Origin of the sequence: Propionibacterium acidifaciens DSM 21887 (assembly GCF_000426605.1) — a bacterium.
Classification (GTDB): Bacteria; Actinomycetota; Actinomycetes; order Propionibacteriales; family Propionibacteriaceae; genus Propionibacterium; species Propionibacterium acidifaciens.
The window spans coordinates 1-12,365 of record NZ_AUFR01000048.1 but is presented as its reverse complement, the minus strand read 5'-3'; the positions used below and the strand labels follow the sequence as shown (position 1 = coordinate 12,365).

9 protein-coding genes are annotated in these 12,365 nt (G+C 70.9%); 7 read left to right on the top strand and 2 right to left on the bottom strand.

All coding sequences use genetic code 11. The features are described from left to right. Window positions 1–782: glucosaminidase domain-containing protein (locus K336_RS17205; protein ID WP_211223505.1), on the top strand; the 782-nt coding region annotated here is incomplete at its 5' end. A 76-nt stretch (window positions 783–858) separates the two neighbouring features. On the opposite strand, the gene K336_RS0111755 is transcribed toward K336_RS17205, so the two are convergent. After that, window positions 859–1,368 (bottom strand): nitroreductase family protein, encoded by a 510-nt coding sequence (locus K336_RS0111755; protein WP_028707138.1) that lies wholly within the window; start codon window positions 1,366–1,368, stop codon window positions 859–861. A gap of 50 nt (window positions 1,369–1,418) precedes the next feature. Between K336_RS0111755 and K336_RS0111750 the strand changes: the two genes are divergently transcribed. Both K336_RS0111750 and K336_RS0111745 read left to right on the top strand, forming a co-directional pair. After that, window positions 1,419–2,090: an IMPACT family protein gene (locus K336_RS0111750; protein ID WP_028707137.1), complete on the top strand. Its 672-nt coding sequence runs from the start codon at window positions 1,419–1,421 to the stop codon at window positions 2,088–2,090. Window positions 2,091–2,564: 474 nt separating this feature from the next. Next, on the top strand, window positions 2,565–3,794 hold the full coding sequence (locus K336_RS0111745; RefSeq protein ID WP_043151002.1) for a L,D-transpeptidase: 1,230 nt from the start codon (window positions 2,565–2,567) through the stop codon (window positions 3,792–3,794). A 118-nt stretch (window positions 3,795–3,912) separates the two neighbouring features. Here the strand turns inward: K336_RS0111745 and K336_RS0111740 are convergent, their stop codons facing one another. Further along, the gene (locus K336_RS0111740; protein ID WP_455131056.1) at window positions 3,913–4,806 is read right to left on the bottom strand and encodes a fructose bisphosphate aldolase; all 894 of its coding nucleotides are present in this window, start codon (window positions 4,804–4,806) and stop codon (window positions 3,913–3,915) included. 557 nt (window positions 4,807–5,363) lie between these two features. Here K336_RS0111740 and K336_RS17200 point away from each other — a divergent pair. The 4 genes from K336_RS17200 to K336_RS0111720 form a co-directional block, all read left to right on the top strand. Then, window positions 5,364–6,704: a mechanosensitive ion channel family protein gene (locus K336_RS17200; protein ID WP_051245763.1), complete on the top strand. Its 1,341-nt coding sequence runs from the start codon at window positions 5,364–5,366 to the stop codon at window positions 6,702–6,704. Between the two features lie 54 nt (window positions 6,705–6,758). Next, window positions 6,759–8,216 (top strand): CCA tRNA nucleotidyltransferase, encoded by a 1,458-nt coding sequence (locus K336_RS0111730; RefSeq protein ID WP_233418766.1) that lies wholly within the window; start codon window positions 6,759–6,761, stop codon window positions 8,214–8,216. A gap of 163 nt (window positions 8,217–8,379) precedes the next feature. Next, window positions 8,380–9,864, top strand: coding sequence for an MFS transporter (locus K336_RS0111725; protein ID WP_028707133.1), 1,485 nt, complete (start codon window positions 8,380–8,382; stop codon window positions 9,862–9,864). 755 nt (window positions 9,865–10,619) lie between these two features. After that, window positions 10,620–12,365: MMPL family transporter (locus K336_RS0111720; RefSeq protein ID WP_028707132.1), on the top strand; the 1,746-nt coding region annotated here is incomplete at its 3' end.

The window sequence follows — 12,365 nt, the reverse complement described above, 5'->3', positions numbered from 1 at the left end:
CGACCGGCTGGGAGAACGGGCCCCTCGGCTACCCCACCACCGACGAGGTCTGCGGACTCCGCAACGGCGGCTGCTACCAGACCTACCAGGACGGGTCCATACACTGGACGTCCGCCACCGGGGCGCACGCCACGCACGGCGCCATCGGCGAGAGGTGGGCATCCCAGAACTGGGAGCAGGGCCCGCTCGGTTATCCCACATCGGACGAGATCGCGACGGGCACGGGCTCGTACCAGATGTTCGAGGGCGGCGCGATCATCTGGACCGCGAACGGGAGCAGGACGGAGGCCATCACGATGAACTCCTCGGGGCTGACCCCGACCCAGCAGGACTACCTGCGGCAGGCCCTGCCTGCGGCAGTCGCCGAGTCGCAGCAGTACGGCGTGCCCGTCTCGGTGGCGCTCGGCCAGTCGATCCTCGAATCGGGCTGGGGCGGCAGCACCCTGTCGAGCCGGTACAACAACTACTTCGGCATCAAGTGCAGCACCTCGAGCCCCTACCAGAGCGGCTGCATCAACATGGGCAGCGGCGAGTACCTCCACTCGTCGTACCAGATCATCTCGAGCAGCTTCCGCACCTACGGCTCGCGGACGGACTCGTTCCTCGACCACGGTTACTTCCTCACGCACAACAGCCGCTACGGGGGCGCCTTCGCCCACACGGACGACCCCGACCGGTTCATCCGCGAGGTGGCGCGGGCCGGTTACGCGACCGACCCGAACTACACGCAGAAGGTGATCAACCTCATGAACGCCTACAACCTGTACCAGTACGACATCTGACCGGTCCGCGCGGCAGGCCCTTCAGAAGACCGTTCCCCGGGACCCGCCGACCTCGTCATCGTGGTGCGCCCGCCGGTCACTGCCAGGGCGTGAGCTCGCCGATGGGCTTGCGCTCGCGCCCGGCCGGGCTCGTCCCCGGCCCCGGAATGCCCACCGCGAGCATGACGACGGGCGTCCACGGCGGGTCGATGCCGAACGCGGTACGGGCCCCCTCGTGGTCGTAGCTGGCGAACTGGCGCACGTGCAGCCCCATCGCCTCGGCCTGGACGCTCATGTGCGCCACCGCTCCGCCCAGGTCGTGGAGGGCGTAGTCGGGCTCGTCGCCCTCGGTGCGGTAGGCGGCCAGGACGAGCGCGGACGCGCCGAGCGCCCAGTCGGAGAGGCCCCGGGCCAGCCCCTCGAGGCGCTCGTGGACCCGGTCCCCGCGGCGTCCCACGACGAAGGCCCACGGCTGGCGGTTCATGGCCGACGGAGCCCAGCGCGCGGCCTGCAGCATGCACTCGATCTGCCCGGAGCCCACCACATGCGTCCGGTCGAAACCTCGCGGGCTCCATCGCCCGGCGAGAAGGGGAGTCATCTCGTTCATGACACCACGCTAACCGCATGCCGGCCTCACGTCGATGGCAGGATGGGCCCATGCCCGCAGACCGTTACGTCTCGCCCGTCGGCCCCAGCCGCCACGAGGTCGAGATCCGGCGCTCGCGGTTCATCGCCTGCCTGTTCCCCGTGACCGACGACGAGCAGGCGCGCGCCCGTCTGGGCGAGCTGCGCCACGAGTTCCACGACGCACGGCACCACTGCAGCGCCCAGCTGCTCGGCCCGGGACGCGACAGCGCCCATTCCAGTGACGACGGCGAGCCCGCCGGGACCGCCGGCGTCCCGATCATGCAGGCCCTCACGAGCCACGTCACCGCCACCGGGCGGGCCGATCTGTCGAACGTGCTGGCCGTCGTCGTGCGCTACTTCGGCGGGGTCGAGCTCGGCGCCGGGGGCCTGGCCCGCGCCTACGGGGGGACCGTCGCACAGTCCCTGCGCCTGGTCCCGATGCTGCTCCACGAGCGCTGCGCCCTCCTCGACGCCCGCCTGCCCCCGGCCGACGCGGGCCGCCTCGAGGCGGTCCTGCGCGCCGGCGGTCTCGACGTCATGGGCACCAGCTGGGACGATCCGGCCGGCCCGGTCGCGCGCATCGCCTGCCCCGCGGACGCCGCCGACCGTGCCGTCGGAACGATCGCCGCACTCACTTCGGGGGCGGCCCGCACCGAGCCCGCCGGGACGCGCTGGGTGCCGCGTCCGCTGCCATCGTCCTGAACGTGCAGGACCGGCCTGCGCACCGACCCCGTGCCCCGGACCGCGCCGGGGTGAGGCGTGGTCGCCCCGGTACGGCAGCTCCCCCGCGCCCCGGGCGGCACGGCGCCCCGGTTCCCTCCCGGCGTCGAGGATCACGCCCCTGATCCGCCTCCTCGGGCAGCGCCCTCCCCGAACGTGCAGGACCGGAACGCGTCGCCAGGGCGCATCGAATGCACCGCGGATGCACCGCAGAACCCGGAGCGAAGCACTCGTGTTTCATTAAAACATGCTGAATTTTTGCTGAGAAATACCCCCTCCCGGGGCGTGGAATTCACCCCTTGGGTGAACATTCAATAAGCGCTCTCGAAACGGGGCCCTGCTGACATGTCGGCGGGTTATCATCACTGGCAGTGCGCCCGGGTCGTTCCGGGATGCGACCGTGCCGCACAGCCGCAGCGCCGGCGGGCTCGGGAGAACCATCGATTCGGAGTTTGGATGCCCACCACCCAGCACACTGATCCGCGTCTCACCCGTCGCGGAGTCATCGCCGCAGCGGCCGCAGGAGCCGGTGCGCTCGGCCTGGCGGCGTGCGCCGGCGGCTCGGCCGACCCCTCTCAGAACGGCTCGGCGAAGGGCAGCAGCACACCCACGGGCACCGAGTCCCCCACCGTCGCAGTCACCAGCGCGCACGGCACCGACGCCGTCCTGCCCGATGACACGCTCACCGTCACCGTCGCCAACGGCTCCGCCGTCTCGGTCAAGGCGACCGGCCCGGACGGGGTCGCCTTCACCGGAACGCTCGACGACACCACCTGGAAACCCGACCGCGCCTTCTGGCCCGGCACCGAGTACACGGTCTCCGTCGACGTCATGACCCTTCAGAACCAGGAGACGACCCTCACCCAGAAGATCACCACCGCCTCCGTCGAAACCCTCGTCTACGAGCCCGTCTACTCCCAGAGCGATCTCGGCGTGGCCATGCCGGTCTACGTCCAGTTCTCCGACACGATCGACCTGCCCGAGCACCGAGCGGCCATCGAGAAGCAGGCCAGCGTCACCGTCACCCCCGAGCAGCCCGGCTCGTGGGGCTGGGTCGAGGACCGCATCCTCATGTGGCGCCCGAAGGACTACTGGGCCCCCGGCACCACCGTCGACGTCCATCTGGCCTTCGCCGGCGTCAAGGTCGGAGACCAGCAGTACCTGGCCGACGACACGAACTACTCGATCTCCATCGCGGGCACGAAGGTCGAGCTGGTCTGCGACCTCGGTTCCCAGCACATGGACGTCTACCAGGACGGCTCGCTGCTGCGCACCTGCCCGGTGAGCACCGGCAAGGTGGGGCACGAGACCTACAGCGGCACCAAGGTGATCATGCAGAAGTACGACACCTTCACCATGGACTCGTCCACCTACGGCGTCCCGGCGGACTCGGCGGAGGGCTACAAGACCGAGGTGCCGAACTGCCAGCGCATCACCTGGAGCGGCGAATTCCTCCACTCGGCCAGCTGGTCCGTCGGCTCCCAGGGCGTCGCTCCCACGAGCCACGGCTGCACGAACCTCAGCCCGGACGACGCGGCATGGCTCATGGGCGTCACCCACATCGGCGACCCCGTCGTCTTCAACGGCACGACGCCCGGCGGCGCCTACCTCGCCTTCCAGCCCGGCGACGGCATCGGCTGCTGGACCTACGACTGGGACGGCTGGCAGAAGCAGAGCGCCCTGTGACCCCTTTGCCCGGGACCCTGCGGTCACGGGCAGGAGGATGCATCGGCGGTCACGGGCAGACGGTTCCCGGGCCACGAGGCCCCGGGAACCGTCTGCCCGCTGCGGCGCCCGGAGCGGATCAGGTGGCCGAGGCCGCCGCGATCTGCTCGATGGACGCCCCGAGCTTCGCGTCGAACTCCTCGGGGGTGTCATTCACCGACAGCCCCTCGGTCAGGGCGCGCGAGAAGCTGGCGATCATCCCCCTGTTGCGGGCCAGGCGCTCGCAGGCCTCCTGGCGGGTGTAGCCGCCGGACAGCGCGACGACGCGCAGGACGCGCGGATCGGCGATGAGGTCGGCGTAGAGATCGTCCTCGACGGGGATGGACAGCTTGAACATCACCTGCCGGCCCTCGGGCAGCTCGTCAAGGCCGGCCCTCAGCTCGTCGTGGAGGATCCGCTCGGAGGCCTCGCGGTCCGCAGCGTGGATGTCGGCCTCGGGCTCGATGATGGGCACCAGCCCCTTGGCCAGGATCTGCTGGGCGATCCGGAACTGCTGGGCGGCGATGGCCCTGATGCCGGCCTCGTTGCAGCCGGCGATCACCGAGCGCATCTTCGTGCCGAAGACGCCGCATGCCACCGCCCGGTCGAGCAGCTCGTCGAGGGCGGGTATCGGCTTCATGAGCCGCACGCCGTCGGCCTCGTCCACGAGGCCCTTGTCCACCTTGAGGATCGGCACGATGCCCTTGCGCTCCCACAGGAAGCGGGCCGTCGGGACGGACTCGACGGTGCTGTCCATCGTGCGCTCGAAGAGGATCGCGGCGAGGACGTGCTCGCTCGTGAACGAGGGGCTCGTCATGATCCTGGTGCGCATCCGGTGCACCAGGTCGAACATCTGCTCCTCGGTGCTCCACGCGCTCTCGTCGATGCCGTAGAGGCGCAGCGCCTTGGGCGTGGAGCCGCCCGACTGGTCGAGTGCCGCGATGAAGCCCCGACCGCTGCCCATGCGCTCTCGCTGCTGCTGGTTCATGTTCATGTCGACCTCCGTGCTGGGTGAGATCCGGCTCCGCCGGTGGAGCCGACGTCTACGTGGCGCCGATGGTACGTGGCGCCGATGGGACAACCCTACGCGCGAGACCGCCCGACCGGGAGTCCCCGGGAACGTCCGTCCCCGAGGTCCTCCACCCCCGGGGATCCGGCCCCGGACAAGCGGACGAGGCGGTCGTGGGGACGCGGACCGGAGCGCTCGTCCCGATCCGGCCCGTGACCGGCGCGCCCCCGCCGGCGGCGGCGCGGCAGGTGCCTGTACGTCACTCTCATCAGCTCTAGAAAAATTTCTAGATAGCTGGATAGTTGGGTGATCGGAGTCGAGTCCATCCGCCCCGGGGCGCCGCGCGACGCGGCGGACCCCGCCCCTGGAGGGGCCCCTTCGGGGCGAGCGCGGGCCGGGCCGACCCCGCCCACGGGCGCAGGCCCGCCCGGTTCGTCCCCCCACCGCGGGCCGCCGCACCCGGTCCCCGGTCCGCCGCGTCACAATGGATGCGGTGGGCCGATCGTCCGCCCGCCTCGTCGAGCCGTTCCAGGAGGACCTGAGTGCTGCCGTTGGACATCGAGTTCGTCTGGCCGAACACCCTCATCGAGATCATCGTCACCATCGCTCTGGCGGTCGTGACGCGCTTCGTGATGCGCCGTCTCATCGACCAGTTCATCAAGCACGCCGGCCAGCACCGGGCCGAGCGGGCCGGTCATGACATCACCACCGACGGCATCAACGCGAACCGCGCCGCCCAGCGGGCCCGAACGCTCGGCACGGTGCTCAAGTCGATCACCGATGTGCTCATCATCATCGTGGTCGTGCTCACGGTGCTCAACTCGATCAACATCAACGTGATGCCGGCCATCGCCTCGGCCGGCGTCGTCGGCATCGCGGTGGCCTTCGGCGCGCAGAGCCTGGTCAAGGACTTCTTCAACGGCATCTGCATGATCATGGAGGACCAGTACGGCGTGGGCGACATCGTCAAGGTCGACGACATCAAGGGCACCGTGCGGGCCGTCGGCTTCCGGGTCACCGAGGTGCAGGACTTCAACGGCCAGGTCTGGTACCTGCGCAACGGCGAGATCACCACCGTCTGCAACATCTCGCAGGGCTTCTCGAAGTCGACGATCGACATCCCCGTGAGCATCGACGAGAACCCGGCGGCCGTCATCAAACTGCTGCGGCGCACCTGCGCCCGCATGGACGCCGAGCCGGACTGGCACAACCAGATGCTCGAGGCCCCGAGCGTGCTCGGCCTCAACGCGCTGGACGAGAACGCGGCCGTCTACCAGATCCTCATCTCCTGCCCGGCCAACAAGCAGTGGGACGTCGAGCGCGAGATCCGCAGCCGCATCCTCGCGGCGATGCGCAGGGCGGGCATGCGCACGCCGCGCCGGGCGATCCTGCCCCTGACGTCCGAGAAGGACACGAACGCGTCGCCCCAGTCCGGGCAGCGGCGCCACCCGCTGAGCAAGGCGGCCAAGGAACACCGCGCCGAGCAGGCCGCCCAGGCCCCCGCGACGGCGCCCGGGTCGGTCGCCCCGACACCTGCGCCGGCCTCCGGCCAGGAGGCGCCCGCGCCGTCGCAGACCCTCACCGGTGCCCGCGAGTGGCTGGAGGACTCGGCCGACCGACGGGTGCGCTGGGTCTCGGCCGGCGACAGCGGCCGCAACATGGCCGCCGACAAGACGATCGCCCTGGACCCCGCGTCCGTCGCCGAGGGCACCAAGCGCCGCCGCAAGGGCCGTCGTTCCGGCGCCACGGCGCCCTCGGACCGGACCGGCTCCCAGGGGCCGTCCGACCGGCCCGACGCTCACCGGTCCGGTACCCAGGGGGCGGGGGACGCGCCGGCCGGCCCGGCGGACTCGACCCACCAGCTGCCCCGCGTCGACCGCTGAGCGCCGAGGGCGCGGCGGCTAGACTGGACCGACGTGTCCGACTCCACCGCCGCCCTGTCGCAGGTCCAGCGCCGCGCAGTCGCCGAGCTGCTGCGCACCGCACCGCTCGTCGACGAGCTGGGCCGGCTCTTCGACGAGGCCGGCGAGGAGCTCTACCTGGTCGGCGGCTCGGTGCGCGACGCGCTGCTCGGCCGGCTCGGCAACGACCTCGACTTCACCACTTCGGCCGGGCCCGACCGCACCGAGGAGATCCTCCGCCGCTTCAGCCGCTCGGTGTGGTCGATCGGCAAGGAGTTCGGCACGATCGGGGCCTCCCGGAGCGCCGGGGGCCGCGACTGGGTCGTCGAGATCACGACCTTCCGGGCGGACGCCTACTCCCCCGACTCCCGCAAGCCCGTCGTGGCCTTCGGCGACAACATCATCGACGACCTCGTGCGCCGCGACTTCACCGTCAACGCGATGGCCGTCGACGTCGTGAACCGGGTCTTCGTCGACCCGCACGGCGGGTTGAGGGATCTCGCCGCCGGGGTGCTGCGCACGCCGAGCGCTCCTCGGGTCAGCTTCAGCGACGACCCGTTGCGCATGATGCGCGCGGCCCGCTTCGCCGCACAGCTCGGCTTCACCGTGGAGCCCGCCGCCTTCAACGCGATGACCGCCATGCATGAGCGCATCGCGATCGTCTCGGCCGAACGGGTGCGCGACGAGCTGAGCAAGCTGCTGCTGTCGGACGCCCCTCGACCCGGTCTCACCCTCATGGTCGCCTCCGGGCTGGCCGACGTCGTCCTGCCCGAGCTGCCGGCCATGCGCCTCGAGCGCGACGAGCACTTCCGCCACAAGGACGTCTTCGAGCACTCCCTCACCGTCCTCGACCAGGCGATCGCGCTGGAGAAGGCCCGCGACTGCAAGGACGGGCGCCCCGACCCCGACCACGAGCCCGACCTCGTCATCCGGCTGGCCGCGCTCCTGCACGACATCGGCAAGCCCGCGACCCGCGCCCTCGAGGGCGGCAAGGTCACCTTCCACCACCACGACGTCGTCGGCGCCAAGCTCGCCCGCCGGCGCCTGCGGACCCTGCACTACCCCCGGAGCGTCGTCGACGCCGTCTGCCAGCTCATCGAGCAGCACCTGCGCTTCCACGGCTACGGCGAGCAGGACTGGACCGATTCGGCCGTGCGCCGCTACGTCCGCGACGCGGGCGACCAGCTCGAGCACCTGCACATCCTCACCCGCAGCGACTGCACCACCCGGAACCGGCGCAAGGCCGAGCGGCTGCGCCGCGCCTACGACGAGCTCGAGGCCCGCATCGACGAACTGCGCGCCCAGGAGGAGCTCGACGCGATGCGCCCCGACCTGGACGGCAACCAGATCATGGAGGTGCTCGGCATCGGCCCGGGCCCCGAGGTGGGCACGGCCTACCGTTACCTGCTCGGGCTGCGCATGGACGAGGGCCCGCTGGGCGCCGAGCGCGCCGCCGAGGCGCTGCGGGCGTGGTGGGCGGCCCGGCCCCGCTGAGCGTCCCATACTGCGAACGCCCTAGAGAACGACGTTTTTTCGGCAAGAATACATACCGTTCACGACCCTGCCGGATCCTCCGCCGCCCAGCCGGCGACCGGACGGGCCGGGACGACGCAATGCGTGCCGACGCCGGGCCGACACCGGTATGACGGAGGAAGCCATGTCCCTCACCGCCGAGAACAATCTCATCCACGTCGAGGGCCAGTCCCGTGTCTTCAATCGCATCAAGGTGCTCGCCGTGCTGATGGTCCCGCTCGCCATGGCCGTGATGGCCATCTCGTCCATCAGCGTGGCCCTGCCGACCATCGAGCACTCGATCGGGGCCTCGGACGCCTCCGTGCAGTGGATGCTCTCGGGCTACGCCCTCGCCTTCGGCATGGTCCTCGTCGCCGCCGGCCGCATCGGCGATGCGCTGGGCCGCGGCTCGGTGTGGATCACCGGCATGGCGATCTTCAGCCTCGGCTCGCTCGCCTGCGGCCTGGCCACCAGCCCGATGATGCTCAACCTCGCCCGGCTCGTCCAGGGCCTCGGCGCCGGTGTCTACAACCCCCAGACGACCGGCATGATCCAGCAGTACTTCAAGGGCCAGGCCCGCGCCAAGGCGTTCAGCATCTTCGGCCTCGTCATCTCGGCGTCGGTGACGGCCGGCCCGCTGCTGACCGGTCTCATCATCAGGGCGGCAGGCCCCGACATCGGCTGGCGCGCCTCCTTCATCTGGACCTTCCCCCTGGGCATCCTCGGCGCGGCCCTCGCCACGCGGTGGTTCCCCTTCGAGACCGAGCGGCGCCGGGCCCGGGCGCGGCGCGAGGGCACGGCGCGGGCCCGGCGCCTCGACCTCGACCCGCTCGCCGTCGCCCTGCTCATGACGGCGGTGCTGTGCATCATGCTGCCGTTCATCCTCAAGACCGGCGTCTCATTCGGCCTGCTCGCGGCAGCCGTCCCCCTGTTGCTCCTGTGGGTGCGCTGGGAGCGCTCCTACAAGGCCCGCGGCCGCCAGCCGATGGTCGACCTGGCGCTGTTCCGCCACCGCTCCTTCACCCACGCCACCGCCATCAGCGGCACGCAGTTCCTCGGCAGCACCTCCGTGCTCATCCTCGCCGCCCTGTTCCTCCAGAACGGCATGGGCGTCTCGGCCCTGGCGACCGGCCTCCTCGGCCTGCCCTACGCGGTCGTCACGGCGGTCACCTCGCTCCTGACCGGACGCATGGCGCTCGCGAAGGGGCGCACCATCGTCATCGCAGGGCTGTCGTGCATGACCGTCGGCGTGGTCGGCGCAGCCGTCACCGCCCGCCTCATCGAGACCGCCCACGTCCGCTTCTGGTGGCTGGTCCTCCCGCTGACCCTCATCGGCTTCGGCAGCGGCTGCATGACGGGCTGCAACCAGACCCTGTCGATGAGCGAGATCCCCTCCACCGAGGGCGGCGTGGCCGGTGGCGTGAAGTCCACCACCGAACGCATGGCCACGGCCGTCGGCAACGCGGTCACCACCGCCATCTTCTACTCGATGCTGTCCACCGGATGGGCCGCGGCGCTGACCGGCTCCTACGCGGCGATCACCGTGTTCATCGTCGTCTCGACGGCGCTGGCCGTCTTCGACCGGGTCACCCTGGGCAGGGGCGTTCCCCCGGCTCCGGACGCGGCGTGAACGCCGTGCGGCGCGGGGCCGCAGGACCGGGCCCGGCGCTCCCGGCGCGTCGCAACGGCTCCGGCCCCCCGCCGTCCCGTGCCGGGGCAGGGCGGCAGGTCGGTGAACCGGAGCCGACCGACGGGGGCCGAGCGCCGGCAGGTGACGGGACGGGGGCACGACCGGCTCGCCGCGGCCGCGTCGTCGCCCGCCGCGCCATCCACGAGCGCCGTCCGCGGCATCCGCGACCGGTCCCGCACCCCTGATCATCCCCTGAGCACGCGCTCATCCCGACAATTGCTGTGAGTTTCCTGGGTATTCCGACGGCAGGCGTCCGGGCCCCGCTCGCACGGCCTCCACCGGCCCGGTTCCCGTCCGCTCCAGCAGGAATCGCAGGAATTCGTCCGCGCCGCTCCGCACGTGGGATTCCGCTCTCCTGGCCGAGCGGGAAAAATTTCTAGTCAACACCGTCGTTGAAGTCATTGCAACCCCGAATCCACCCCTACCGGAATGCGGGGCCCCCGACGGAACCTTGACCCGTCCGAAAACGCCTTGTAGGTTCCCGTATCGGCCGCATGGACAAGCCGGAATCCGGTTGCCATCCGACGACCCGCCCACCCCCTCCCCGGTGAAGGATTCGCCGTGGAACCGCAGCTCGCCGCCTGGCGCACGAGGTTCTGACAGCACGACGAAATCGACCGTTGAGGATCCGGGACTCGCACGGACGCCCGGCCGTGCGCCCGCCCAGAACCAGACCGACCAGACCGAGGAGATCCATGTTCACATATATCGGCCGCGCCGTCTCCCGGCGCCCGGTGGTGTTCGTCGTCGCCTGGGCGCTGCTGCTGTCCGCCATGGCCTGCCTGGCCTTCCAGGGCTTGGGGCATGGCGGGCTCTTCGAGCGGCTGACGAGCACGAACGCCCCGACCCCCGACACCGAGTCCGAACAGGTCTCCTCGTTGACGGACTCCGACGGGACCGATGGCGAGACGGTGACGGTCGTCGTCGAGGGCGTCGACGTGCACGCCGACCCGGCGGGGCTCGCCGCCGCGGTGTCGACGGCGCGCAGCACCCTGTCCGGTCTCGAGGACGTCGCCTCGGTGCAGGACGCCTTCTCGATGCCCGACCCCGCCTCGCAGCAGGCCCGGGCGCTGCTGTCCGCCGACGGCGACGGCTACGTGGAACTCGTCACGCTCGCCGCGGGCCTCGACGACGACCGTTCCCAGGCCGCCAACGACCGGGTGGCCGAAACGGCCGAGGGCGCCTATCTCGACGCGCTGCGCCAGCACGCGCCCGATGCGAATGCCCACGCGGTGTCCACGGAGCTCATCGGCGACTCCATCGGCCGGCTCGTCCAGGAGGACCTCGCCCAGGGGGAGTCCGTGAGCCTGCCGATCGCGCTCGTCCTGCTGATCCTCATCTTCGGCGGCCTGCTCGCCGCCGGCCTGCCGCTCGTCAACGCGATCGTCTCGATCCTGGTCGGCATGGGCGCGCTGTGGTGCCTCACCTTCGTCCTCGATGTGCACTCGTTCATCCTCAACGTCATCTCGATCCTGGGGCTGGCCCTGTCGATCGACTACGGGCTGCTGTTCGTCAGCCGCTACCGCGAGGAGCTCGCGAACGAGCTCGCGGAGTCCGGCGACGGGGGCGGTGAACCGCCGGTCGGCGAGGCGATGAAGGACCTCGTGCGACGCTGCGTCGTGCGCACGGTCGCCACCGCGGGGCGCACCGTCTCGTTCTCGGCGCTCACCATCGCCTGCTCGATCGCCGGCCTGCTCGTCCTGCGCACCCCGATGTTCAAGACGATCGCCGCCGGGGCGGCCATCGTGGCACTGCTCGCCGTGCTGGGCACGGTCACGCTCGTCCCCTCGATCATCACGCTCCTCGGATCCCATCTGGTGCGCCCGAGCCCGCTGAGCCGGGTGCCGGGCATCAGACGGGTGATGCGCGCCATCGGCGACTCCTCGTCGGACCACGGCTTCTTCAGCCGCCTGTCGCGCCGGGTCGTGGCGCACCCGTGGATCATCATGGTCGTCATCGCCATCGCCCTGTCGATCATGGCGAGCCCTGTCGCCTCCCTGCACATGCGGACGAACATCGTCGAGTACATGCCCGCGAACTCCTCCGTGCGCACCGGCTACGACATCGTGCAGGACGACTACCCGGCGCTGGCCACCCCGACGATCAGCATCGTCGCCCAGACCGACACGACCGGAGCGGCCGGACTCGTCTCCGACATCCAGGCCATGGACGACGTCACCCATGTGACGGCCGCGCCGCTGCCCGGCCACGAGGACATGACGCTCATCAGCGTCCTCATGGACGTCGACGACCCGGTCGGCCAGCAGGCCGTCGACGCCGTCGACCGGATCCGCGCGATGACCGCCGACCACCCGTTCTGGGTGGGCGGGGCGGCGGCCCAGCAGACCGACTTCATCAACGCCATGCTCGATCGGGCGCCCTGGTCGGCGCTCATCATCGTCGTGGCGGTCCTCGTCCTGCTGTTCTGCATGACCGGCTCG

Excerpts from the sequence above, each read along its gene's own strand:
- K336_RS0111755 (WP_028707138.1), bottom strand. The coding sequence starts at position 1,368 with ATGAACGAGATGACTCCCCTTCTCGCCGGGCGATGGAGCCCGCGAGGT.
- K336_RS0111750 (WP_028707137.1), top strand. The coding sequence starts at position 1,419 with ATGCCCGCAGACCGTTACGTCTCGCCCGTCGGCCCCAGCCGCCACGAG.
- K336_RS0111745 (WP_043151002.1), top strand. The coding sequence starts at position 2,565 with ATGCCCACCACCCAGCACACTGATCCGCGTCTCACCCGTCGCGGAGTC.
- K336_RS0111740 (WP_455131056.1), bottom strand. The coding sequence starts at position 4,806 with ATGAACATGAACCAGCAGCAGCGAGAGCGCATGGGCAGCGGTCGGGGC.
- K336_RS0111725 (WP_028707133.1), top strand. The coding sequence starts at position 8,380 with ATGTCCCTCACCGCCGAGAACAATCTCATCCACGTCGAGGGCCAGTCC.